Source organism: Plantibacter sp. ME-Dv--P-122b, assembly GCF_030209375.1.
In the GTDB taxonomy this organism is placed as follows: domain Bacteria; phylum Actinomycetota; class Actinomycetes; order Actinomycetales; family Microbacteriaceae; genus Plantibacter.
On sequence record NZ_JARVSC010000005.1, the window covers coordinates 142,930 to 167,170 of the forward strand.

The 24,241-nt window shown below is 67.6% G+C and carries 23 protein-coding genes; 17 read left to right on the top strand and 6 right to left on the bottom strand.

Annotated elements, in window-relative coordinates:
• Nucleotides 1-51: 51 nt before the first annotated feature.
• The 4 genes from dnaE to QRN19_RS12075 all read left to right on the top strand — a co-directional run bounded on the left by dnaE (nucleotide 52) and on the right by QRN19_RS12075 (nucleotide 6,471).
• Nucleotides 52-3,516, top strand: coding sequence for a DNA polymerase III subunit alpha (gene dnaE / locus QRN19_RS12060; protein WP_502928220.1), 3,465 nt, complete (start codon nucleotides 52-54; stop codon nucleotides 3,514-3,516).
• 61 nt (nucleotides 3,517-3,577) lie between these two features.
• Nucleotides 3,578-4,948: a histidinol dehydrogenase gene (hisD, locus tag QRN19_RS12065; RefSeq protein ID WP_285027204.1), complete on the top strand. Its 1,371-nt coding sequence runs from the start codon at nucleotides 3,578-3,580 to the stop codon at nucleotides 4,946-4,948.
• The gene (gene nrdR / locus QRN19_RS12070; RefSeq protein WP_285027205.1) at nucleotides 4,948-5,430 is read left to right on the top strand and encodes a transcriptional regulator NrdR; all 483 of its coding nucleotides are present in this window, start codon (nucleotides 4,948-4,950) and stop codon (nucleotides 5,428-5,430) included. Before hisD ends, nrdR begins: the two co-directional genes overlap by 1 nt.
• A gap of 3 nt (nucleotides 5,431-5,433) precedes the next feature.
• The gene (locus QRN19_RS12075; protein ID WP_285027206.1) at nucleotides 5,434-6,471 is read left to right on the top strand and encodes a quinone-dependent dihydroorotate dehydrogenase; all 1,038 of its coding nucleotides are present in this window, start codon (nucleotides 5,434-5,436) and stop codon (nucleotides 6,469-6,471) included.
• Between the two features lie 69 nt (nucleotides 6,472-6,540).
• On the opposite strand, the gene QRN19_RS12080 is transcribed toward QRN19_RS12075, so the two are convergent.
• The gene (locus QRN19_RS12080; protein WP_064296985.1) at nucleotides 6,541-7,140 is read right to left on the bottom strand and encodes a DUF3043 domain-containing protein; all 600 of its coding nucleotides are present in this window, start codon (nucleotides 7,138-7,140) and stop codon (nucleotides 6,541-6,543) included.
• Nucleotides 7,141-7,183: 43 nt separating this feature from the next.
• Here QRN19_RS12080 and QRN19_RS12085 point away from each other — a divergent pair, with 43 nt between their 5' ends.
• The 6 genes from QRN19_RS12085 (at nucleotide 7,184) to QRN19_RS12110 (ending at nucleotide 12,770) form a co-directional block, all read left to right on the top strand.
• Entirely contained in the window at nucleotides 7,184-8,629 is a 1,446-nt protein-coding gene (locus QRN19_RS12085) for a dipeptidase (RefSeq protein WP_285027207.1), read from the top strand.
• 106 nt (nucleotides 8,630-8,735) lie between these two features.
• The gene (gene erpA, locus QRN19_RS12090; RefSeq protein ID WP_064296983.1) at nucleotides 8,736-9,101 is read left to right on the top strand and encodes an iron-sulfur cluster insertion protein ErpA; all 366 of its coding nucleotides are present in this window, start codon (nucleotides 8,736-8,738) and stop codon (nucleotides 9,099-9,101) included.
• Between the two features lie 162 nt (nucleotides 9,102-9,263).
• The gene (gene ctaC, locus QRN19_RS12095; protein ID WP_079706003.1) at nucleotides 9,264-10,166 is read left to right on the top strand and encodes an aa3-type cytochrome oxidase subunit II; all 903 of its coding nucleotides are present in this window, start codon (nucleotides 9,264-9,266) and stop codon (nucleotides 10,164-10,166) included.
• Nucleotides 10,163-11,890, top strand: a complete 1,728-nt coding sequence (ctaD, locus tag QRN19_RS12100) for an aa3-type cytochrome oxidase subunit I (RefSeq protein WP_064296981.1) — start codon at nucleotides 10,163-10,165, stop codon at nucleotides 11,888-11,890. Before ctaC ends, ctaD begins: the two co-directional genes overlap by 4 nt.
• 5 nt (nucleotides 11,891-11,895) lie before the next feature.
• Complete coding sequence (locus QRN19_RS12105) at nucleotides 11,896-12,318, top strand: cytochrome c oxidase subunit 4 (protein ID WP_064296980.1); 423 nt, start codon at nucleotides 11,896-11,898, stop codon at nucleotides 12,316-12,318.
• Nucleotides 12,318-12,770, top strand: coding sequence for a GNAT family N-acetyltransferase (locus QRN19_RS12110; RefSeq protein WP_285027209.1), 453 nt, complete (start codon nucleotides 12,318-12,320; stop codon nucleotides 12,768-12,770). Before QRN19_RS12105 ends, QRN19_RS12110 begins: the two co-directional genes overlap by 1 nt.
• Nucleotides 12,771-13,301: 531 nt before the next feature.
• Here the strand turns inward: QRN19_RS12110 and qcrB are convergent.
• Genes qcrB through ctaE form a run of 4 tightly spaced genes read right to left on the bottom strand, consistent with a single transcriptional unit; the run spans nucleotide 13,302 to nucleotide 17,547 of the window.
• On the bottom strand, nucleotides 13,302-14,936 hold the full coding sequence (gene qcrB / locus QRN19_RS12115; protein ID WP_285027211.1) for a cytochrome bc1 complex cytochrome b subunit: 1,635 nt from the start codon (nucleotides 14,934-14,936) through the stop codon (nucleotides 13,302-13,304).
• Complete coding sequence (gene qcrA, locus QRN19_RS12120; RefSeq protein ID WP_064296977.1) at nucleotides 14,933-16,018, bottom strand: cytochrome bc1 complex Rieske iron-sulfur subunit; 1,086 nt, start codon at nucleotides 16,016-16,018, stop codon at nucleotides 14,933-14,935. The genes qcrB and qcrA overlap by 4 nt, the downstream gene beginning before the upstream one ends.
• Nucleotides 16,019-16,053: 35 nt before the next feature.
• A complete protein-coding gene (gene qcrC / locus QRN19_RS12125; protein ID WP_285027213.1) occupies nucleotides 16,054-16,899 on the bottom strand; it encodes a cytochrome bc1 complex diheme cytochrome c subunit in 846 nt (281 codons plus the stop codon).
• An 18-nt stretch (nucleotides 16,900-16,917) separates the two neighbouring features.
• Complete coding sequence (ctaE, locus tag QRN19_RS12130) at nucleotides 16,918-17,547, bottom strand: aa3-type cytochrome oxidase subunit III (RefSeq protein ID WP_428844491.1); 630 nt, start codon at nucleotides 17,545-17,547, stop codon at nucleotides 16,918-16,920.
• A 183-nt stretch (nucleotides 17,548-17,730) separates the two neighbouring features.
• On the opposite strand from ctaE, the gene trpD reads away from it, so the two are divergent.
• The 5 genes from trpD (at nucleotide 17,731) to QRN19_RS12155 (ending at nucleotide 21,575) form a co-directional block, all read left to right on the top strand.
• Entirely contained in the window at nucleotides 17,731-18,792 is a 1,062-nt protein-coding gene (gene trpD / locus QRN19_RS12135) for an anthranilate phosphoribosyltransferase (protein ID WP_285027215.1), read from the top strand.
• Between the two features lie 116 nt (nucleotides 18,793-18,908).
• Nucleotides 18,909-19,910 (top strand): dihydroxyacetone kinase subunit DhaK, encoded by a 1,002-nt coding sequence (gene dhaK, locus QRN19_RS12140; RefSeq protein ID WP_285027217.1) that lies wholly within the window; start codon nucleotides 18,909-18,911, stop codon nucleotides 19,908-19,910.
• 4 nt (nucleotides 19,911-19,914) lie between these two features.
• Nucleotides 19,915-20,559, top strand: a complete 645-nt coding sequence (gene dhaL, locus QRN19_RS12145) for a dihydroxyacetone kinase subunit DhaL (RefSeq protein ID WP_285027218.1) — start codon at nucleotides 19,915-19,917, stop codon at nucleotides 20,557-20,559.
• Nucleotides 20,556-21,266, top strand: a complete 711-nt coding sequence (gene dhaM, locus QRN19_RS12150; protein ID WP_285027219.1) for a dihydroxyacetone kinase phosphoryl donor subunit DhaM — start codon at nucleotides 20,556-20,558, stop codon at nucleotides 21,264-21,266. Before dhaL ends, dhaM begins: the two co-directional genes overlap by 4 nt.
• 84 nt (nucleotides 21,267-21,350) lie before the next feature.
• The gene (locus QRN19_RS12155) at nucleotides 21,351-21,575 is read left to right on the top strand and encodes a hypothetical protein (protein ID WP_285027220.1); all 225 of its coding nucleotides are present in this window, start codon (nucleotides 21,351-21,353) and stop codon (nucleotides 21,573-21,575) included.
• A gap of 21 nt (nucleotides 21,576-21,596) precedes the next feature.
• Here QRN19_RS12155 and QRN19_RS12160 read toward each other — a convergent pair whose 3' ends face one another.
• Entirely contained in the window at nucleotides 21,597-22,175 is a 579-nt protein-coding gene (locus QRN19_RS12160) for a TetR/AcrR family transcriptional regulator (protein ID WP_285027221.1), read from the bottom strand.
• 267 nt (nucleotides 22,176-22,442) lie between these two features.
• Here QRN19_RS12160 and QRN19_RS12165 point away from each other — a divergent pair, with 267 nt between their 5' ends.
• Entirely contained in the window at nucleotides 22,443-23,345 is a 903-nt protein-coding gene (locus QRN19_RS12165; protein ID WP_285027222.1) for an ATP-binding cassette domain-containing protein, read from the top strand.
• A gap of 29 nt (nucleotides 23,346-23,374) precedes the next feature.
• On the top strand, nucleotides 23,375-24,196 hold the full coding sequence (locus tag QRN19_RS12170; RefSeq protein WP_285027223.1) for an ABC transporter permease: 822 nt from the start codon (nucleotides 23,375-23,377) through the stop codon (nucleotides 24,194-24,196).
• Nucleotides 24,197-24,241: the final 45 nt, after the last annotated feature.

Here is a 24,241-nt window from a genome sequence, read left to right on the forward strand (position 1 = left end):
CCCACGTCCACCGATTCGTTCGTTCATCTGCACGTCCACAGCGAGTACTCGATGCTCGACGGAGCAGCCCGCGTGAAGCCGCTCATCCAGGCCGCGGTCGAGCAGGGGATGCCCGCCGTCGCCGTGACCGACCACGGCAACATGTTCGGCGCCTTCGACTTCTGGCGCACGGCGACCGACGCCGGTATCAAGCCGATCATCGGCACCGAGGCGTACATCACCCCGGGGACCGCGCGCGGCGACCGGACGCGGATCAAGTGGGGCGACGGCGGAGGTGACGACGTCTCCGGCGCCGGCGCCTACACCCACATGACCTTGCTCTCGGAGACCACCGAGGGGATGCACAACCTCTTCCGGCTCTCATCGAAGGCGTCGATCGAGGGGTACTACTTCAAGCCGCGCATGGACCGCGAGATCCTGAGCCAGTACAGCGCCGGCCTCATCGCGACGACCGGCTGCCCGAGCGGCGAGGTGCAGACGAGACTCCGTCTCGGCCAGTACGACGAAGCGGTCAAGGCCGCTGCGGACTTCCGCGACATCTTCGGCGCGGAGAACTACTTCTGCGAGATCATGGACCACGGGCTCGGGATCGAGCGCCGGATCATGGCCGACCTCATCAGGCTGTCCAAAGACCTCGGTCTCCCGCTCCTCGCGACGAACGACCTCCACTACACGCACGCCGCGGACGCCAAAGCCCACGCAGCCCTCCTCTGCGTGCAGTCCGGCTCCACCCTCAACGACCCGAACCGGTTCAAGTTCGACGCCGACGAGTTCTACCTGAAGTCCGCGGACGAGATGCGCCGACTGTTCCGCGAGTACCCCGAGGCGTGCGACAACACCCTCGCGATCGCCGAGCGGTGCGACGTCGCCTTCGACACCTCGGCCAACTACATGCCGCGGTTCCCGGTGCCGGAGGGCGAGAACGAGGAGAGCTGGTTCATCAAGGAGGTCGAGACCGGGCTGAACCTGCGGTACCCGAACGGGATCCCCGCCGACGTCCGCGAGCGCGCGAACTACGAGACGCGCGTCATCGTGCAGATGGGCTTCCCCGGGTACTTCCTCGTCGTCGCCGACTTCATCCAGTGGTCGAAGCGCAACGGCATCCGTGTCGGTCCCGGTCGTGGTTCGGGTGCGGGCTCCATGGCCGCGTACGCGATGCAGATCACCGACCTCGACCCCCTCCGCCACGGGCTCATCTTCGAGCGGTTCCTCAACCCCGACCGCGTGTCGATGCCCGACTTCGACGTCGACTTCGACGACCGCCGCCGCGGCGAGGTCATCAAGTACGTCACCGAGAAGTACGGCGACGAGCGCGTCGCGCAGATCGTCACCTACGGCACCATCAAGGCCAAGCAGGCGCTCAAGGACTCGTCGCGCGTCCTCGGCTTCCCGTTCGGCATGGGCGACAAGCTGACGAAGGCCATGCCACCGGCGGTCATGGGCAAGGACATCCCGCTCGAGGGCATCCTCGACACCAAGCACCCGCGGTACAAGGAGGCGGTCGACCTCCGTGGCATCCTCGACACCGACCCGGAGGCGCGGACCGTCTTCGAGACCGCGCTCGGCATCGAGAACCTGAAGCGCCAGTGGGGCGTGCACGCGGCTGGCGTGATCATGTCGAGCGACCCGCTCATCGACATCATCCCGATCATGAAGCGCGAGCAGGACGGCCAGATCGTCACGCAGTTCGACTACCCGGCGTGCGAGTCCCTCGGATTGATCAAGATGGACTTCCTCGGGTTGCGCAACCTGACGATCATCAACGACGCCCTCGACAACATCAAGAGCAACCGGAACATCGACCTCGTCCTCGAAGACCTCGAACTCGACGATCGCGGTGCGTACGAACTCCTGTCCCGAGGCGACACCCTCGGGGTGTTCCAGCTCGACGGCGGACCGATGCGCGCGCTGCTGCGCCTCATGAAGCCCGACAACTTCGAGGACATCTCGGCGCTGATCGCGCTGTACCGGCCAGGGCCGATGGGCGCGAACTCCCACACGAACTACGCGCTACGGAAGAACGGGCTGCAGGAGATCACCCCGATCCACCCGCAGCTCGAGGAACCACTCTCCGAGATCCTGTCGACGAGCTACGGCCTCATCATCTACCAGGAGCAGGTGATGGCGATCGCGCAGAAGGTCGCCGGCTTCTCCCTCGGGCAGGCCGACATCCTCCGTCGTGCGATGGGAAAGAAGAAGAAGTCCGAACTGGACAAGCAGTTCGAGGGCTTCTCCGGCGGCATGGTCGCGAACGGCTTCTCGATGGAGGCCGTCAACAAGCTGTGGGAGATCCTGCTCCCGTTCTCGGACTACGCGTTCAACAAAGCGCACTCCGCCGCCTACGGGGTCATCTCCTACTGGACGGCGTATCTCAAAGCGCACTACCCGGCCGAGTACATGGCCGGCCTGCTGACGAGCGTCGGCGACTCCAAGGACAAGATGGCGCTGTACCTCAACGAGTGCCGCCGCATGGGGATCCAGGTCCTGCCACCCGACGTCAACGAGTCCATCGGCTTCTTCGCCGCCGTTGGGGAGGACATCCGGTTCGGTCTGGGTGCCGTCCGCAACGTCGGTTCGAACGTCGTGGAGCTCATCCGGCAGGCACGCGAGCGCGAGGGCCGGTTCACCTCCTTCCACGACTTCCTCCGCAAGGTGCCGCTGCCGGTGGCGAACAAGCGGACCATCGAGTCGCTCATCAAGGCCGGCGCGTTCGACTCCATGGGCGACAGCAGACGTGCGCTCTACGAGATCCACGAGGACGCCGTCGACTCGGTCGTCAAGGACAAGCGTGCCGAGGCGTCCGGGAGCATCGGCTTCGACTTCGACAGCCTGTTCGCCGAGGTCGGCGAGGTGCCGCTCGCGAGCGTCCCCGCGCGTCCCGACTGGAGCAAGCGCGACAAACTCAACTTCGAACGGGAGATGCTGGGGCTGTACGTCTCGGACCATCCGCTGGCCGGACTCGAGATCGAGTTGGCGAAGCACGCGACGACGACCATCACCGACCTCATGACCTCCGAGGGTATGGACGGCGAGACCGTCGTGATCTCGGGGCTCGTCACGAGTGTCCAGCACCGGATCGCGAAGGCCTCCGGCAACCAGTACGGCATGATCCAGGTCGAGGACTTCGGCGGCGAGATGACCGCCATGTTCATGGGCAAGGCGTATCAGGAGTTCGCCGCCGAACTCGTCGGCGACTCGATCGTGGTGGTCCGCGGACGGGTCAGTGTCCGAGACGACGGGATGAACCTCCACGCGTACAGCATCTTCTCGCCCGAGCTGCCCGAAGCCGGTGCCGACCGCATGCTCCAGCTGTCGATGGCGGACGCCCGGGCGACGACCGAGACGGTGACCACGCTCAGCGACGTCCTGACGCGGCACGCGGGATCGACGGAGGTGCGATTGAAGCTCGTCCGAGGCGAGATCGCCCGCGTGTTCGAGCTGCCCCATCGCGTCAGCCTCTCGTCCGGACTGTTCGGCGAGCTGAAGTCCCTACTCGGCCCGAACTGCCTCGGCTGACCCCGCTTGGGCGCTGGCGGCAGCCGGGACGGACCGCTGCGGACGATAGGCTGTGACGGCCATGATCACCACCATTGACCTCAGGGGAGTGCGGCCGAGCCGCACCGAGCTCCTGGACATGCTGCCCCGTCCCGTCGTCGACATCACCGCGGCAGCGCATGCCGCTCAGGCGCTGATCGACGACGTCCGAGCGGAGGGTTCCGAGGCGCTCCTGGCCCAGGCGGACCGGTTCGACGGGGGTCGCCCTGAGCGTATCCGCGTCCCGCAGGCCGAGATCGACGCCGCCGTCACGGCGCTCGAGCCCGCCGTGCGCGCCGCACTCGTGGAGGCCATCGACCGGGTCCGGACCGCCACGAGAGCGCAGGTCCCCCCGGAGCGCACGACCGAGCTCGCCGACGGCGCGACCGTCGTGCAGCGCTGGGCACCGGTCGGTCGTGTCGGCCTCTACGTCCCGGGCGGGAAGGCCGTCTACCCCTCGAGCGTCGTCATGAACGTCGTGCCGGCCCAGGAGGCCGGCGTCGGCTCCGTGGCGCTCGCTTCGCCTGCGCAGCGCGAGTTCGGAGGCCGCGTCCACCCGACGATCCTCGGCGCCGCCGGGCTGCTCGGGGTGACCGAGGTCTACGCGATGGGCGGCGCCGGAGCGATCGGTGCGTTCGCCTACGGAGTCCCCGACCTCGCGCTGGACCCGGTCGACGTCGTGACCGGTCCGGGCAACATCTTCGTGGCTGCCGCCAAGCGCCTCGTGAAGGGACAGGTGGGGATCGACGCCGAAGCAGGGACCACCGAGATCCTGGTCATCGCGGACGCGGACGCCGATGCCCGGCTCGTCGCAGCCGACCTCGTCAGCCAGGCGGAACACGACGAGGCGGCGGCATCGCTGCTCGTCACCGACAGTGCGGCGCTCGCCACCGCAGTGGAGGACTGGCTGCAGCGGTACGCCGCAGGCACGCGCCACGGGGCGAGGGTTGTCCAAGCGCTGGGCGGGCCGCAGTCCGCGATCGTGCTCGTCGACGACCTGGAGGCGGCCGTGGCCTTCAGCAACGCGTACGGGCCGGAGCACCTCGAGGTGCAGACGCGCGATCCGGAGTCGCTCCTCGGCGCCATCACGAACGCCGGTGCGATCTTCCTCGGCGACCACACCCCGGTGAGCCTCGGGGACTATCTGGCCGGGTCGAACCACGTCCTCCCGACGGGCGGCCAGGCACGGTTCTCCTCGGGTCTCGGAGCCTTCACCTTCCTCCGCCCGCAGCAGGTCGTCCGCTACGACGAGCCGGCGCTCCGCCAGGTCTCCGGCCACATCGTCGCCCTGTCCGGCTCGGAGGACCTGCCGGCGCACGGTGAGGCGGTGACGGCCCGCTTCGGGCTCGTCGACGCTGAGATCCGTGCGGCGGACGACACGCCAGCCCCCATCACCCCTGAGGGAGCCCGCTGATGTACTGCCCGTTCTGCCGTCACCCGGATTCCCGCGTGATCGACTCGCGCACCAGCGACGACGGACTCGCCATCCGTCGGCGCCGGCAGTGCCCGGAGTGCGGGAGGCGCTTCAGCACCATGGAGACCTCGAGTCTCGGGGTGATCAAGCGTTCCGGCGTGGTGGAACCGTTCAGTCGGGAGAAGGTCGTGAGTGGTGTCCGCAAGGCCTGCCAGGGCCGTCCGGTGACGGACTCGGACCTCGCCGTCCTGGCTCAGCGGGTGGAGGAGGCGATCCGCGCCACCGGCGCGTCGCAGATCGACGCGAACGACATCGGTCTGGCGATCCTCGCGCCGCTGCGGGAGTTGGACGAGGTCGCGTACCTCCGCTTCGCCAGTGTGTACCAGGCCTTCGAATCGCTCGACGACTTCGAGTCCGCGATCGCGCTGCTCCGCGTCGAACACGCTTCGGGTGCCGCCGCCGCGCCGGTCGAGGAGCTCTGAGTCGTGTACCGCTTCCTCTTCTCCCAGGTGCTGTCCAAGCTCGATCCCGAACGTGCCCACCACCTGGCGTTCGACGTCATCCGCGCGCTTCCCGCAACCGGCCTCGGTCCCGTCATCAGGCGATGGACGGCGCCGCGACTCGATCAGTCGGTGGAGACGCTGGGGCTGCGCTTCGAGACCCCGTTCGGTGTCGCCGCCGGCTTCGACAAGGACGGCAAGGGCATCCTCGGCCTCGGCCTCCTCGGGTTCGGCCATGTCGAGGTGGGCACGATCACCGCGATCCCGCAGCCGGGCAATCCCAAGCCGCGACTGTTCCGACTCATCGCCGATCGGGCGGTCGTCAACCGGATGGGTTTCAACAACGGGGGAGCCGACCAGGCCAGGCGCCGGCTCGAACGGACCGCGAGGGTGAGCCGCCGACCTGTCCTCGGCGTGAACATCGGCAAGAGTAGGGTCGTGGACGTCGCCGACGCCACAGCCGACTATGTCCGGAGCGCGACGCTCCTCGCGCCCGTGGCCGACTACCTGGTCGTCAACGTCAGCTCGCCGAACACCCCGGGGCTCCGCGGCCTCCAGGAACTCGACCAGCTCGCGCCGCTGCTCGAGGCCGTCCGAGCCGCCGCCGGTTCGACGCCGTTGCTGGTCAAGATCGCGCCCGACCTCAGCGACGCGGAGGTCGACCGCATCGCAGAACTGGTCGTGGAGCTCGGCCTGGACGGCGTCATCGCGACGAACACGACCATCTCGCGCGACGGCCTGACCACCGATCCCGCCATCGTCGAGGCGGCCGGGGCCGGCGGACTGTCCGGTGCGCCGCTGGCCGCGCGCTCGCTCGTCGTCCTCCGGCGTATCAGGGCGATCGTGCCGCCGGAGTTGTGCGTCATCTCGGTCGGTGGCGTCGACACCGCCGAGGACGTCCGCGAGCGCCTGGACGCAGGAGCGACCCTCGTGCAGGGCTACACGGCGTTCCTCTATCGCGGACCGCTCTGGGCCAGGCACGTCAATCGTGGGCTCGATCGACTGGCCCGAGCCGGCCGCTGAGCGGCACCACGTGCCCGCGACGACGAACGCCCGCCGGTCTGGGACCGGCGGGCGTTCGTCGTTCGGAGACTACTTGTTCGGGAACTGGCCTCGCTTGACCTGCGGCTTCGGCAGACGGAGCGGCCGCAGCTGCAGCGCGCGCATGGCGGCGTACCAGCGCACACCCCGCTCGTCCTGCCCGAACTTCGCCCGCAGCGCCTTCCGGACGCGGAAGCCGAGGAAGAAGCAGTCGGCGATCGCGATGATGAAGAACACCCAGAGGGTGAGCATGCCGTAGACCTGGATCTCGGGCACCGGCATGAAGGTGAGGATGATCACGAGGAACATCACCGGGATCATGAACTCGCCGATGTTGAACCGGGCGTCGACGTAGTCACGGACGAACTTCTTCTGCGGACCGCGTTCGCGCGCAGGGAGGAACTTGTCGTCACCGGCGGCCATGCCGGCCTGCGCACGCCGCCGGGCCTCGGCCTGCTGCGCCTTCGCAGCCTTCGACGCCTCCTTGCGGTCGGACGGGACGAGCGGACGCTTGTTCTGCGCCTCGCGTTCCGCCCGTGACGGGGTCGGTCGACCCTTCGCCTCCTTGGCGCCGCGGGCGAGGCGCTCAGCCGTCTGCGCTGCGGTCTCGACGATCGGCTCTGATGCCGGGGTGCTCTGCTGTTTGGCCACGATGGAACGTCCTTGATTCGGGGATTCCCTTAAGATTACTCGCATGACGACAGGTACCACGACGGAATCGACCCAAGACCCACGCAACGACCAGGAAGTCCTCGATCGGCTGCGCGAATCCGTCGCCGGAGCGTTGCCGTCCTCGATAGCCGATCTGTCGGCGCTCGTCCGCATCCCCTCGGTGTCGTGGTCGGCGTTCGACGCGGCCGAGGTGGCTCGGAGTGCCGAGGCGGTCGCGGAGCTCGCGCGCGGTCTCGGCGTCTTCGACGAGGTCTCGGTGCGCCGGTCCGCCATCGACGGCGGAGCGGAGCTCGGACAGCCCGCCGTGCTGGCCCGCCGCGAACCACGGAACGGCCGACCGACCGTGCTGCTCTACGCGCACCACGACGTCCAGCCCCCGGGAAGCGATGACAAGTGGGATTCGCCGCCGTTCGAGCCGACCGTCCGCGACGGCCGCATCTACGGACGGGGCGCGGCGGATGACAAGGCCGGCGTCATGTCCCACATCGCCGCGATCCGGGCCGTCACCGAGGTCCTCGGCTCCGACCTCGACCTCGGGATCGTGCTGTTCATCGAGGGGGAGGAGGAGTTCGGGTCGCGGTCCTTCGGCTCCTTCCTGGAGGAACATCGCGACACCCTCGCGGCCGACGTGATCGTCGTCGCCGACAGCGACAACTGGGACGAGCGGACGCCGGCGCTGACGATCGGCCTGCGCGGCAACGTCACGTTCCGGCTGCGCGTGAAGACCCTCGACCACGCCTCCCACTCCGGAATGCTCGGCGGAGCGGTGCCGGACGCCATGCTCGCCGCGGTCACCCTGCTCGCGACCCTGTGGGACGCGGACGGTTCGGTGGCGGTCGACGGACTCACCTCGCACGACGCCGTCACCCCGGAGTTCGACGAGGCGCAGCTCCGCGCCGAGTCAGGTCTGTCCGAGGGGGTCTCGCCCATCGGACGCGGCTCCATCCTCAGCCGGATCTGGTCGCAGCCCGCGATCACCGTCACGGGCATCGACGCACCGTCGGTGGCCAACGCCTCGAACACGCTCATCCCGGAGGTGTCGGTGCGCATCAGTGCGCGGATCGCCCCCGGGCAGGATCCGGCCGAGGCCTACCGTGCACTCGAGGCCCACCTCCTCGCCAACAGCCCGTTCGGCGCACAGCTGACGATCGACGAGGTCGACCAGGGGAGCCCCTTCCTCGTGGACACGAGCGGTTGGGCCGTCGCCGAGGCGAAGCGCGCCATGGCCGACGCCTGGGAGGTCGAGCCCGTGGAGACGGGCGTCGGCGGATCGATCCCGTTCATCGCCGATCTCGTCCGGGTCTTCCCGGACGCCCAGATCCTGGTCACCGGTGTGGAGGACCCGCACTCGCGCGCCCACAGCCCGAACGAGTCGCTGCACCTCGGGGTCTTCCAGAAGGCGATCCTCACGGAGGCGGTGCTGCTCGCCCGTTTGGCGGCCGCACCCCGCCCGTCCTCCGACCTGTAGTCGGCGACGGACGCGCCGCCGGAATCACGAGGTGCGTCCGGCGCGGCAGGCGGTAGAATCTTCCACAGGCGTCGACCCGGCGCCGCCAGACCTCGCGAGGAGCATCATGAGCGACACCATCCTGACCGAGACCAAGATCGACGCGGCGCACGGCGTCGGCCTGTCCGACACGGCGGCGCAGAAGGTCAAGAGCCTCCTCGAGCAGGAGGGTCGCGACGACCTCCGTCTCCGCGTGGCCGTCCAGCCGGGTGGTTGCTCGGGCCTCATCTACCAGCTGTACTTCGACGAGCGCATGCTCGACGGAGACGCAACGGTCGACTTCGACGGTGTCGAGGTGATCGTCGACAAGATGAGCGTCCCCTACCTCGACGGCGCCAAGATCGACTTCGAGGACACCATCCAGAAGCAGGGGTTCACCATCGACAACCCCAACGCCGAGGGCAGCTGCGCCTGCGGCGACAGCTTCCACTGAGCCAGATTCTTCCAGAAGGGGAAATCGCCCGGTCCCGGGTGGTTTCCCCTTCGTCATTCAGGTAACGACCCAGCACCGCGGACGCGAATGGTCCGGCGTTCACCGCCCATCCCCACTAGACTGGGGGGCGATCCACAGGTGTGTATTCGAAAGGTTTCAGAGGTGCGCTCGACTCGTCGTCTCAGATGGGCTGCCATTCCGGTCGCAGCCACACTCGCCATAGTCCTGGCGGGTTGTACGCAGGCGGAACTGCATGGTTACCTGCCGGGATTCGTCGAGGGCGAATCTCCCGTCACGAACCACACGGACCGCATCGCGGGCCTGTGGGTGACGGCATGGCTGGTGCTGCTCGCAGTCGGTGTCATCACGTGGGGGCTCATCATCTGGGCCGTCATCGTGTACCGACGCCGCAAGGGCCAGACAGGTCTCCCGGTGCAGCTGCGGTACAACATGCCGATCGAGATCTTCTACACGATCGTCCCGCTCATCCTGGTCCTCGGCTTCTTCGCCTTCACGGCACGCGATCAGAACGCGATCGAGACCCAGTACGAGGATCCCGACGTGGCCATCGAGGTCTTCGCCAAGCAGTGGGCGTGGGACTTCGTGTACGACGAGGCCGTCAACGGCCAGGACGTCTGGACCGCAGGCGTGCAGGCCGATGAGAAGCCCGGTGGCGTCATCGACCAGGACGCACTCCCCACGCTCTACCTGCCCGTCGGCAAGACGGTGAAGATCGCGCTGCAGTCGCGCGACGTCATCCACTCCTTCTGGGTCATCGACTTCCTCTACAAGAAGGACATGATCCCGGGCAAGACGAACTACATGTCCTTCACCCCTGAGCGCGAGGGCACGTACGCCGGCAAGTGCGCCGAGCTCTGTGGTGAGTACCACTCGCTCATGCTCTTCAACGTGAAGGTCGTCTCGCAGGCCGAGTACGACAAGCACCTCGAAGACCTGGCGGAGTCGGGCAACATCGGCGACTACGGCACGGAATACGATCGCAACAGCAACCTCCCCGGCACCAAGGCGCCGGCGGGTCTCGAAGAGCACGGAGACGGGGAATGACCTCCACCACGCTTCCCGCAGGCCAGGCGAGCGTCGTCGGACGCACCTCGGTCGAGCGCAAGGGCAACATCCTGGTCAAGTGGATCACCTCCACCGACCACAAGACCATCGGGTACATGTACCTGATCGCCTCGTTCATCTTCTTCTGCCTCGGCGGCGTGATGGCGCTGATCATCCGCGCCCAGCTCTTCGAGCCCGGCGGCACGATCGTGGAGACGAAGGAGCAGTACAACCAGCTCTTCACGATGCACGGCACGATCATGCTGCTGATGTTCGCGACGCCGCTCTTCGCGGGGTTCGCCAACGCACTCATGCCGCTGCAGATCGGTGCACCGGACGTCGCCTTCCCGCGACTGAACGCCTTCGCGTTCTGGCTCTACGCCTTCGGTAGCCTCATCGCCGTCGGTGGCTTCCTCACCCCGCAGGGTGCCGCCGCCTTCGGTTGGTTCGCCTATGCGCCACTGTCGAGTACGACGTTCTCGCCAGGGCTCGGAGGCAACCTCTGGGTGCTCGGCCTGGCGCTCAGTGGCTTCGGCACCATCCTCGGTGGTGTCAACTTCATCACCACGATCATCACGATGCGCGCCCCCGGCATGACGATGTTCCGCATGCCGATCTTCACGTGGAACGTCCTCGTGACGTCCATCCTCGTCCTGATGGCGTTCCCGGTGCTCGCAGCGGCCCTCTTCGGCCTCGCAGCGGACCGCGTGTTCGACGCCCACATCTACGACGCGGCCAACGGCGGTGTCATCCTGTGGCAGCACCTGTTCTGGTTCTTCGGGCACCCCGAGGTCTACATCATCGCGCTGCCGTTCTTCGGCATCGTGTCCGAGATCTTCCCGGTGTTCAGCCGCAAGCCGATCTTCGGCTACAAGACCCTGATCTACGCGACGATCGCCATCGCGGCGCTCTCCGTGACGGTGTGGGCACACCACATGTACGTCACCGGATCGGTGCTCCTGCCATTCTTCGCCCTCATGACGATGCTCATCGCGGTTCCGACCGGCGTGAAGATCTTCAACTGGCTCGGCACGATGTGGCGCGGATCGGTCACCTTCGAGACCCCGATGCTCTGGTCGATCGGCTTCCTGATCACCTTCGTCTTCGGTGGACTCACCGGTGTCATCCTCGCCTCGCCGCCGCTCGACTTCCACGTCTCCGACTCGTACTTCGTCGTGGCGCACTTCCACTACGTCGTGTTCGGCACGGTCGTGTTCGCCATGTTCGCCGGTTTCTACTTCTGGTGGCCGAAGTGGACGGGCAAGATGCTCAACGAGAAGCTCGGCTACTGGCACTTCTGGCTGCTCTTCATCGGCTTCCACACGACGTTCCTCATCCAGCACTGGTTGGGCGTCATCGGGTTCCCGCGCCGCTACGCGACGTACTCGCCTGAGGACGGCTTCACCTGGATGAACCAGCTGTCGACCGTGGGGTCCTTCATCCTCGCCATCTCGCTGCTGCCCTTCTTCCTGAACGTGTACATCACGATCCGGAAGGCTCCGCGAGTCACCGAGGACGACCCGTGGGGATACGGTGGATCGCTCGAGTGGGCGACCAGCTCGCCCCCGCCGCGCCACAACTTCGTCTCGATCCCGCGCATCCGCTCGGAGCGCCCGGCCTTCGACCTCCACCACCCCGAGGTCGGCATCCCGGTCGGTGTCGGTCCTGCGAAGGACGCGCCTGACGCACCCACGCTCGACATCGACGCCGGAAAGGTGAAGTAGCCGCCATGCGCGCCAATATCATCCTCTTCACGATCCTGACGGTGTTCTGCGCCCTCCTCTGCGCGGTCTACACGGTGTGGTCGCTCGTCGACCCGCTGCACGGCCGCGTCGAGTGGGTCGGCACGGTCACCCTGGCTCTCGCTGCGATCCTGAGCGCGTTCCTCGGCTTCTACCTCAGCCGGGTGCATAAGAGTCAGGGCGCCGAGCTCCCCGAGGACACGCTGACGGCCAACATCGATGACGGTGACCCGGAGATCGGGCACTTCAGCCCGTGGAGCTGGTGGCCCATCATCCTCGCCGGCGCGTGCGGTCTGCTCGTGCTGGGTCTGGCGGTCGGGTTCTGGATCGCGATCATCGGCATCCCGCTGGTCGTCATCGCGGTCGTCGGATGGAACTACGAGTACTACCGCGGATACTTCGCACGCTGATGGTCGCCTCGTTCAGCATCCGTCGTGGTCAGCCCGACGACCGGTCAGCCGTCTTCGCGCTGGCCGGCCAGCTGATCACCGGGTCCATCCCGCCCGCCGCGGACGACTTCATGGCCGCGTACAACAACGTCATGCGCCCTCGTGAAGACGAGACCAACGTGCTGTACGTCGCGGTCGACGAGACGGATCGCGTCGTCGGATACACCCTGATGACAGTGTCGCGGCTGCTGCATGCGGCCGGCCTGACGGCCCATCTGCAGGAGCTCGTGGTCGACGAGACCGCTCGCGGCGCCGGCATCGGGTCTGCGCTGGTCGAGGCGAACGAGCACTACGCGGTCGAACGCGGAGCGCGCCAGCTGACGATGTCCACCTCTCGAGCCGGCGACTTCTACCGTCGTCTCGGCTACAACGTGACGGCGGAGTTCTACAAGAAGATCCTTCCGCTGGGCTGATCCCCAAGTCGTCATCGAATCATCGAAGAGCCCCCGAGCCATGCTCGGGGGCTCTTTCGCGTGCGGGCGGTGCCTTGGATGTCGACGGCACCGATCGAGTTGAGGAGACCCGTCCTGGCACCTGCTCGACCGGCCGCCGGGTCGGCAGCGGGCCCGTACCCGCCTTGAGGGGATCCCGAGCAGCGACCTCTTCCGTCCGGCGAGGCATTCCGACCGTGACACCGGTACTCCGCTGGCGGCTCAGTGCGCCTGTTGGACCCGGGGGAGCGGACCCCGGTTCCTGGGCATATCGGAGGGCACACACCGCGCGGCAGAGGCCTCAGGTGCGTGTGAGGAGACCATGCTCAGGCAACAACTCGGAGGGCTCGCATTGTCCGCAGCGACCTGCGGTGCCAGGAGGACGGGGGAGAGGACGACACGGACTCCACCGTCGCACGTGTCTTGCCGCGTCGCAGTTCGGCGATCCCCATCCAGGAATGACGAGAGCCCCGCAGTCCGTGAAGGACTGCGGGGCTCTCGGAGCGGATCCGCCTAGTGGTGGTCTCCGTGGGAACGTTCGATCTCCGTGTTCGTGACCGGAGCGATCCGATCCTCGAAGAACCAGCGGGACATCGCGGCGCGAGCCTTCTGGACGCCGGTGATCTTGCCCTTGGCGTTCGGACGGATCATCAGCGGCTTGTGGTCGTCGTAGCTCGCGAGGCGCCAGCGCTCGTACTCGTCGACCGGCTCGTGGACCTCGATGTATTCGCCACCGGGCAGGCGGACGATTCGACCGGTCTCGTACCCGTGGAGGAGGATCTCGCGGTCCTTCTTCTGCAGCGCCAGGCAGGTGCGCTTCGCGATGAAGTAGGCGATGAACGGTCCGAGGATGAGGATCGCCTGCAGCGTGTGGATCACGCCTTCCATCGTCACCTTGAAGTGCGTGGCGATGATGTCCGAGCTCGCAGCAGCCCAGAGGGCGGCGTAGAAGGTGACACCGGCAGCACCGATGGCGGTGCGGGTCGGCGCGTTGCGCGGACGGTCGAGGATGTGGTGCTCACGCTTGTCACCCGTGATCCAGGCCTCGACGAACGGGTAGATGAACACCGTGACGATGAACAGACCCAGGACGAGGACGGGAAGGATGATGTTGAACGAGAACGTGTGGTCCCAGAGGACGAACTCGAGGTGCGGCGGAACCAGGCGGAGCGCACCGTCGGCGAACCCGATGTACCAGTCAGGCTGCGTACCCGCCGAGACCGGCGAGGGGTCGTACGGTCCGTAGTTCCAGATCGGGTTGATCGTGAACAGCGAGGCGATGAGCATCACGACACCGAAGACGATGAAGAAGAAGCCACCGGCCTTCGCCGCGTAGACGGGGAGGACGGGGAAACCGACCACGTTCTGCTCGGTGCGACCGGCGCCCGGGAACTGCGTGTGCTTGTGCACGACGACGAACACCAGGTGCAGGGCGATGAAGAGGAGCACCAGCGCCGGCAGGAGCAGGATGTGGAGCGTGTACAGGCGGCCGACGATGTCGGTGCCTGGGAACTCCCCGCCGAACAGGAGGAAGGTCGTCCACGTACCGATGATCGGCAGACCCTTGACCATGCCGTCGATGATCCGCAGACCGTTGCCGGAGAGCAGGTCGTCGGGCAGCGAGTACCCGGTGAAGCCTTCGGCCATGGCCAGGATGAAGAGGACGAAACCGATCACCCAGTTGAGCTCACGCGGCTTGCGGAACGCACCGGTGAAGAAGATGCGCAGCATGTGCAAACCGATGGACGCTACGAACAGCAGAGCCGCCCAGTGGTGCACCTGACGCATCAGGAGGCCGCCGCGGATGTCGAAGGAGATGTCGAGCGTCGACGCCATGGCGACGGACATCTCGATGTTCTTCAGCGGGACGAAGGACCCGTCGTAGTGGACCTCCGCCATCGATGCCTGGAAGAAGAAGGTGAGGAAGGAGCCCGACAGCAGGATGATGACGAAGCTGTAGAGCGCGACCTCGCCGAGGAGGAACGACCAGTGGTCGGGGAAGATCTTGCGGCCGAACTCCTTGACGGCGACCGAGATGGACGTCCGCTCTTCGAGGTAGTTCGCTGCGGCTCCGGTGAATCCACCGGAGCTCTTCGCCGGAGCGGCCTTGGCCTGCTCAGGGGCGCGTGTTGCGGTCGAGGTGCTCAATGACGCTCCCAGAAGCTCGGGCCGACAGGTTCGTGGAAGTCGCTCCGCGCGACGAGGTAGCCCTCGTCGTCGACGGTGATCGGCAACTGCGGGAGCGGCCTGGCGGCCGGTCCGAAGATGACCGCGCAGTGGTTCGTGACATCGAACTGCGACTGGTGGCAGGGGCACAGGAGGTGGTGCGTCTGCTGCTCGTAGAGCGCGACAGGGCAACCGACGTGTGTGCACACCTTGGAGTAGGCGACGATGCCGTCGTAGGACCAGTCCTTCTTGGACTCTTCCTCGACGAGGTCTTCAGGCTTGAGCCGCATGAGCAGCACGATCGCCTTCGCCTTCTCGTTGAGGACGTGGTCGGCCTCGTGGAGGTTCTCGGGGATCACGTGGAATGCGCTGCCGAGGGTGACGTCGGACGCCTTGATGGGCGTACCGGACGGGTCGCGAGCGAGGCGCGTTCCTTCCTTCCACATCGTGTGCTGCATGAGCTCGACGGGGTCTTCGTCATACGGCGCGAGACCGCGGAACAGCGCGATACCCGGAAGCGGGAAGACGATGAGGGAGCCGATGAGGCTGTTGCGGATGAGCGCGCGTCGTCCGATGCCGGACTCGACGTTCGCCTGGTGCATGATCTCCACCGCGCGGTCGCGGCTGACCTGGTTGCCGCCGACCTTGTGGCGGTAGTCGATGCCCTCTTCGTCGTGCATGAGGGCCTTACCCCAGTGCACGGCGCCGATACCGATCGCGAGCAGGGCCAACGCCATACCGAGACCGATGAACAGGTTGTTCAGGCGGACCGAGGCGATGTCCTCGGGCTCGATCGGGAACGCCATGTAGGCGGCGACCGCCCAGACGCTGCCGGCGATCGACAGGTAGAAGAGGGTGTAGACGGCGCGCTCGGCCCGCTTGTCCTTCTTCGGGTCGAGGTCCGTGACGCGCTTCCGGTGCGGAGGCAGGCCGGGGTCGACGACGGCGTCGCGGGAAATGACCCCGGTACCGGTCGCGACCTGCAGTTCCTGCCCGTGGGCGGACGGATCGGCAGACGAGTCGGCGGCTGGGTGACCCGAGCCGCTCGAGTTGTCGTGAGCCATGGTGCTCCTTCTTACGTGTTGTCGATCCGCGTCGGTCAGTTCGACTTCGCGGTGATCCAGACGGTGAGGGCCACGATCGAGCCGAGGCCGAAGATCCAGAGGAACAGGCCCTCGGAGACGGGGCCGAGCGAGCCGAGGTCGTTGCCGCCCGGTGACGGGTTCTTCTCCATGAACTTGAGCGCGGTGATGATGTCGCGCTTGTCCTCGGGGGAGAGGTTCATGTCGTTGAAGACGGGCATGTTCTGCGGGCCGGTGATCATGGCCTCGTAGATGTGGGCGGCGCTGACACCGACGAGCGAGGGAGCGTACTTGCCCTCGGTCAGGGCACCACCGGCGGCTGCGACGTTGTGGCACATCGCGCAGTTGATCCGGAAGAGCTGTGCGCCGTTGGAGGCGTCGCCCTCGCCGTCGAGGTACTGCTCCTCGGGGATCTCCGGGCCGGGTGCGACCGAGGCGACGTAGGCCGCGAGGGAGGAGATCTGCTCCTCGGTGAACTGGACGGGCTTCTCCGGGGCCTGCGGGCCCTGGTTCTGCAGCGGCATCCGGCCGGTGCCGACCTGGAAGTCGACGGCAGCGGCACCCACGCCGAGGAGGCTCGGTCCGGCGGTCGTGCCCTGCATGTCGAGGCCGTGGCAGGTGGCGCAGTTCGCTGAGAAGAGCTTCTCGCCCTCGTCGACGGATGCCTGCGACTTGGCGGCGGCGACGGGCTCGGCGCTGGCCGTGCTGACGCTGACGGCGGCGTAGGCGCCACCGGTCACGAGCAGGCCGATCGCGAGCAGTGCCGCGGACGCGAACGGGCTGCGACGGCCACTCTTGCGCGTGGCGCGGGCGGCCTTCTTGGACGCCTTGGCGGTCGTCGTCTTGGTGGGGTCAGTCTTCATGGAGTCAGTCATTCCGGGTCAGCGCAGGATGTAGATGACGAAGTAGAGGCCGATCCACACGACGTCGACGAAGTGCCAGTAGTACGAGACGACGATGGCACTCGTCGCCTCCTTGTGGCCGAATCGTTTGACGGCGTAGGCACGGCCGATCACGAGGAGGAAGGCGATGAGGCCGCCGGTCACGTGCAGGCCGTGGAAGCCGGTCGTGAGGTAGAACGCCGAGCCGTACGCGTTCGAGCTGAGGGAGATGCCCTCGCTGACGAGCGTCGCGTACTCGAGGATCTGGCCGGAGACGAACACGGCGCCGAGGGCGTAGGTGAGGAAGAACCACTCGACCATGCCCCACTTGCGCGGGCTCCAGCCCGTCATGCGGGGCTGCATGCGCTCCGCTGCGAAGACGCCGAACTGGCACGTGAACGACGAGGACACGAGGATGATCGTGTTGATCGTCGAGTACGGGACGTTCAGGCGACCGGCCTCGGCCGCCCACAGCTCGGGAGCCATCGATCGCAGCGTGAAGTAGATCGCGAAGAGGCCGGCGAAGAACATGACCTCGCTGCCCAGCCAGACGATCGTTCCAACCGCGACCGTGTTCGGTCGGTTGATCCGGGGCGCGCTCGGCGCAAGGTTGATTGAGGTGCTCGTCACCCCTCCATTATGGCCGAAAGCCGGAGCGGTTTTTCGCATTTCGGGGGCGGTGAGCACGCTCGGATCAGTAAGGCTAGCCTTATTTCCTGACCGGAATCTTCGGTTCTGCTGCGGGATTCATGTGATCTTCGCGTCCACAGGACGCTCGAGGCGTCGGCGAGTCGCGCTTGTAAGATCGTCGACATGCCTCTCACGACCTGGCCGACGCTCATCGGCGACCTCCTCGCCGGAACCGATCTCAGTGTGTCGGAGTCGACATGGGCGATGGAACGGATCATGACCGGCCAGGTGACGGACGCCCAGCTTGCCGGCTTCCTCATCGCGTTGCGACGCAAGGGGGAGACCGTCGACGAGATCGTCGGGTTCCGCGACGCGATCCTCGACCACGCGAAGCCGCTCGTCGCCCCGTCGCGCGCGCTCGACATCGTCGGCACCGGCGGCGACCGCTTCGGCACGGTCAACATCTCGACGACCGCGTCCATCGTCGCGGCGGCGACGGGCATCCCGGTCATCAAGCACGGTAACCGCGCCGCGAGCTCCGCCTCGGGATCGAGCGACGTGCTCTCGGCGCTCGGCGTCGACCTGGCCCTGCCGACGGACCTGGTGGGGGAGGTGCTGGCGTCCACGGGCATCACCTTCGCGTACGCCGCGGCGTTCCATCCCGGCTTCGGGCACGCTGGAGCGGTCCGAGCGGAGCTCGGTGTGCCGACCGTCTTCAACTTCCTCGGTCCGCTCGTCAACCCGGCCCGGCCGGAGGCGTCGGCGGTGGGCGTCGCGCACGCGGACCGCATCCCGCTGTTCGTGGGCGTCTTCCAGACGCGTGGGGCGACCGCCCTCGTCTTCCGGGGCGACGACGGACTCGACGAACTGACGACGACGGGGCACAGCCACCTCTGGGAGATCACCCGCGGAGCCGTCACCGAGCACGACCTCGATCCCCGGGAACTCGGCATCCGACGTGCCTCGATCGACGATCTCATCGGCGGCGACGCCGAGCACAACGCCGGCGTCGTGCGCGCCACGCTCGCCGGCGAGGAGGGCCCGGTGCGCGACATCGTCCTGTTGAACGCCGCGGCCGGGATCGTGGCGTTCGAACTGTCGGAGGACCCGACGCAGGCCCAGCGGCCGATCCTCGAGCGGTTCGCCGCAGCGCTCACGTCTGCTGCGGCCGTGATCGACTCGGGTGCAGCGACCGCGACGCTCGACGCCTGGGTGGACGCCACCCGCACGCTCGGTTCGCGCTGATCCGTGCCGTGGCCGGGTCTTCCGGCCCTACCGGCCGTGGGCCGCAGCGCGTAGGTTGAGACCCGATGCCGGCGTACCCGGTCGGCGGACCCGAACCGATCTTGCAGGAGGATTCAATGAAGAAGCTCATCAATGATCCCAAGGACGTCGTCGTCGAGGCGGTGGCCGGATTCGGTGCCGCGCACCCCGACCTCGTCACCGTGTCGCTCGACCCCGTGTTCATCGCCCGAGCCGATGCCCCGGTCGCCGGGAAGGTGGGGATCGTGAGCGGCGGCGGCAGCGGGCACGAGCCCCTCCACGGCGGGTTCGTCGGATTTGGGATGCTCGACGCCGCCGTACCCGGCCCGGTGTTCACCTCGCCCACTCCGGACCCCATCCTCGCCGCCACGAAGGCGGTGGACGGTGGTGCCGGCGTCCTGCACATCGTCAAGAACTACACGGGCGACGTCCTCAACTTCGAGACCGCGGCCGACCTCGCGCTGGCCGAGGGCATCGAGGTGCGCTCGGTCATCGTCGACGACGACGTCGCGGTGAAGGACTCGCTCTACACGGCGGGGCGACGGGGTGTCGCCGGCACCGTCCTCGTGGAGAAGCTCGCCGGCGCACGTGCCGAGGCCGGGGGAGGACTCGACGAGGTCGCCGACCTCGCGACGAAGGTCAACGAGCGCACCCGCACGATGGGCGTGGCACTCACCCCGTGCGTCGTCCCGCACGCGGGCGAGCCGAGTTTCACCCTGGCCGACGACGAGATCGAGATCGGCATCGGGATCCACGGTGAGCCCGGCCGTGAACGGATCCCGCTGGAGCCCGCCGACCGGATCGTCGACCGGCTGCTCGCCGCGATCCTTGAGGATCTGCCGTACGCACCGGGTGAGCGGACCCTCGTCCTGGTGAACGGGATGGGCGGGACGCCGCAGGTCGAGCTCTTCATCGTCTTCCGACGCGTGGCCGAGGCACTCGCGGAACGCGGGATCGAGGTGGCACGGTCGCTCGTGGGGAACTACACGACCAGCCTCGAGATGCAGGGGGTGTCGATCACCCTCCTGAAACTCGACGACGAACTGATCGAATTGTGGGACGCCCCGGTGCAGACCGCGGCGCTCCGGTGGGGACGGTAGACGGATGGGTTTGGACGGAGCCTGGGCGGTCGCCTGGATGCGGGCGAGTGCGGCGGTCGTCGCCGAGCATCGGGTGGAGCTGATCACGCTCGACCGCGACATCGGGGACGGCGACCACGGCGAGAACCTGGACCGCGGGTTCTCCGCGATCCTGCCGAAGCTCGACGAGCAGCCTCTCGATGTAACGCCCGCCGACATCCTCAAGCTCGCCGCGACGACGCTCATCTCGACCGTCGGGGGAGCGAGCGGTCCGTTGTACGGCACCGCGCTGCTCAAGGCGTCGATCGCCGTGGCCGGCCAGGAGGACCTCGACGCCGATGCCGTCGTGGCCCTGCTGACGGCGGCACGCGACGGGATCGTGCTCCGAGGCAAGGCCGAGGTCGGCGACAAGACCATGGTCGACGCGTGGACGCCCGCTGTGGACGCTGCTTCCGCGGCAGCGGCAGCGGGGGAGTCGCCGGCACGGGTGCTGGCCGCCGCCGCGGACGCCGCGTGGGGTGGTGCCGCCGCGACCGAGCCGCTCGTCGCCCGTAAGGGGCGTGCCAGCTACCTCGGTGAACGGGCGATCGGGCACCGCGACCCCGGGGCGCAGTCCACCTCCTATCTCCTGCAAGCGGCGGCTGCCGCCGCTGGCGAGGGTGCTGCATGAGCGGGGGAGCCGTCGGCCTCGTCTTCGTCTCGCACAGTGCGTTGATCGCGGAGGGGCTCATCGCCCTGGCGCGGCAGATGGCGCCCGACGCGGCCCTCGCCGCAGCCGGTGGGACCGATGAGGGAGGGATCGGCACGAGCTTCGAGCTGGTCTCCGCCGGGATCGCCGCCGTGGACTCCGGGGTCGGGGTGGTGGTGCTGTGCGATCTGGGGTCGGCGATCCTGACCGCTGAGACGGCGCTCGACTTCCTCGACGACGACGTCCGAGGCCGGGTACGCGTCGTCGACGCCCCGCTCGTCGAAGGCGGGGTCGCCGCAGCCGTGGCCGCGCAGACCGGCGCGTCGCTCGACGAGGTCGTGGCCGCCGCGCGGTCCGCAGCCGGCGGTGACCCTGCCCAGCACGGCGCCGACGAGGCCACTCGGGCGGGAGGGTCCGACGATCCGACAGCGTCCCACGCCGCAGCCTCCGTGACCCTGCGGAACAAGGACGGGCTCCACGCCCGACCCGCTGCGGAGTTCGTGAAGCTGGCGAGCACGTTCGCGGCCAAGGTGGTCGTGAACGGGAAGGACGCCAAGAGCCTGCTCGGGATCATGTCACTGGGCCTCGTCAAGGGGGCGGTCGTGGAGCTGCAGGCGGACGGTCCGGACGCGAAGGATGCCATCGGGGCACTGGCGTCGCTCATCGAATCCGGCTTCGGAGAGGTCTGACGGGTCGCGCTCGGGGCGGAAGCAGGTCGGTGGCCCGTGCGCAACGGGGTGGTCGACTCAGACGGTCGGCGTAGCATGACCCGCATGAACGAGCAGACGAAGACGTCGGACACCGAAGACCGCCAGTGCACGGTCTGTGGCCATCCGCTCGCCGAGCACACCTTCGACCGTTCCTCCGGGCACGATCACTTCATGACCTGCCCGACGGGGGAGCGGCTTCCGGACCCCGCGCAGTCCGCTGTCCCGGTCAATGAGTTCGGGATGCCGCTCTGGGACCAGGACCCAGATCGACCTGCTCCGTCGGTCTGACGACCCCGGTGGCCTCCGCCGTCAGCCGAGGAGGAGCAACGACCGGACGGCGACGCTGACACCCGTGGCGCTCGATGCCGGCGTCTCGTGCAGTGCACTGCCATCGATGAGCCAGCGCGCCCATCGGACGAGCTGCTCGGGTGAGGCGTCAGAACGGGCGGCGCTGGTGCGGACCGCCTCGGTGATGTGCTCGAGCAGGAAGCGGTCGACCATGTCCCGCTCGACGTCGAGGACGGCCGCCACGGCGTGGAGATGGGCCATGCCCTGGACCGCGCGAGCGAAACCGACCGTCTGGCCGGCAGCCCGTTGGCGGTCGAGTGCACCGAGATAGGTGGTCAACGCCGGGCGCCCGGGCCCGGCGCGCGTGGCGAGGTGCAGTTGCTCCTCGGTCCAGGCGGCACTCACCCGCAGCAGCGTGACCAGGATGTCGAGCTTGGTGGGGAAGTAGTGGAACAGGGTCCCCGAGGAGATGTCCGCCGCACGGCAGATGTCCGCCGTCGAGGTGGTCTCGTAGCCTTCGGTGGCGAAACAGCGGTAGGCGGCGGCGAGGATCGCGGTCTGGCGCGCGGTGAACCGCTGAGGGTCGACGATCCTCGGCAAGGCTGCCCTCCCATATTCCCAGAGCACTCACTCTAGAGCATATGCTCTATCAATTCAGTGCAGATCAGAGGTGGTTTCGCAGCCGAGGCGATCGGGTCGCGCGGTTCGAAGCACGGGGCGGTGCTCACCTCGCGGTCGGACGCTCGACGGTCAGGTCACGGCTTTTGCCCGTCCGTGATGATCAACCCCTGGTTGGCAGTCGCCTGCGCAAGCTCGTCCGTAGCGTCGACGGTACGAGGCAACCACGATGAGCAGGAGGGCGACGCCATGACGATCGATGTGGAGGGGCTGGCGAAGTCCTACCGAGGCAGGTATGCGGTGCGCGACGTGAGTTTCAGGGTCCAGTCGGGCACGGTCACCGGGTTCCTGGGGCCGAACGGAGCCGGCAAGTCCACGACGATGCGTTCGATCGTCGGGCTCGACCGTCCCACCGCCGGTCGTGCACGTGTCGACGGCGCTGAGTACCGGGCGTTCGCCGCGCCGCTGCGCGAGGTCGGTGCGCTCCTGGATGCGAGGGCGGCGCACCGGTCGCGGTCGGCGCTGAACCACCTCGCCTCGATCGCGGCGACGCACCGCATCCCGCGTTCGCGCGTGGACGAGGTGCTCGAGGCGACGGGTCTCAGCGCGGTCGCCACGAGGAAGGTCGGCGGGTTCTCGCTCGGGATGGGTCAGCGCTTGGGGATCGCCGCGGCACTGCTGGGCGATCCGGGCACGCTCATCCTCGATGAGCCGGTCAACGGCCTGGACCCCGAAGGCGTGACCTGGGTCCGAGAGCTCCTGGCCCGGCTGGCGGCCGAGGGGCGCACGGTGTTCCTGTCGTCGCACCTGCTGAACGAGCTCGCGCTCATCGCAGACCATGTGATCATCATCGGTCGCGGCGAGATCATCGCGGACGCACCGATCGGTTCGCTCACCGAGCAGGGAGACGGTCGTGTCCGCGTTCGCACGCTCGACGCTCCTGCACTCACTCACCGGATCACCTCAGCTGGGGCGACGGTGGCGTCGAGCGAGCCGGGCGTGCTTGAGGTGGAGGGCCTCTCCGCGGAGCAGATCGCCCGTGCCGCGCACGAGGCGGGAGTGCTGCTCACCGAGCTGACACCCCTCCGCCAGACCCTCGAAGAGGCCTACAACCGACTCACCCGCGACGCACAGGAATTCGCCTCCGCCTGACGTCGCGTCTTCTCGAAAGGACCATCCTCATGAGCACCACCACCGGCATGGCCGCGGCACCCGTCGCGCGGCGCTTCTCCGCAGGCGAGGTGAGCCTCGGCGGCACGATCGTCTCCGAATGGATCAAGTTCCGTGGACTCGCCTCGAACCACGTCCTCGCGGGATTCGCGTTCTTGCTGCTGACCGCGAACGGGATCGCGATGCCCTGGGCGTACGTCTTCCGCGACCGCGGTTCACCGAAGGCGAACTACGACGCCTACCCCGAGATGATCGTCGACAAGACCGGCTACGTCGGCATCGTCGTCGCGGTGCTCGCCGTCTTGATGATCACGAACGAGTACCGGTCCGGTCAGATCGGCACGACACTGCTCGCGGTTCCGCGTCGGACGCCGGTGCTCGTCGCGAAGGCCTCGATCATCGCGGGTGTCTCGTTCCTCATCGGTGTCGTCAGCTCAGCCGTCGGCTTCGCCCTCGCGCCCATGATCCTGGCCGGAGGTGGCTACAGCTACGTGCTGGAAACGCCCGACCTGGCACGGTTGGTGCTCGGATCCGGGCTCTACCTGGCGGCCATCAGCATCATCGGGATCGCACTCGGCACCATCATCCGCAACGTCGTCGCGGCGGTGCTCGCGACGATCGTGCTCCTCATCATCGTGCCGGTAATCCCGCAGATGTTCTCCGAGTACGGCACCGAGATCACCCGCTTCTTCCCGATCCAGGCCGGCTCGCTCCTCCTCGCCCCGACCGGCACCGACCCGATGGGACCGTGGACCGGGTATGCCGTTCTGCTGATCTGGACGCTGGCGTCCTTCGTCGTCGCAGCGATCACGTTCCTGCGCCGCGACGCCTGAACGGTGCTCACGAGGCGCGCGAGGGAGAATGAGAGCCGAGCTCGG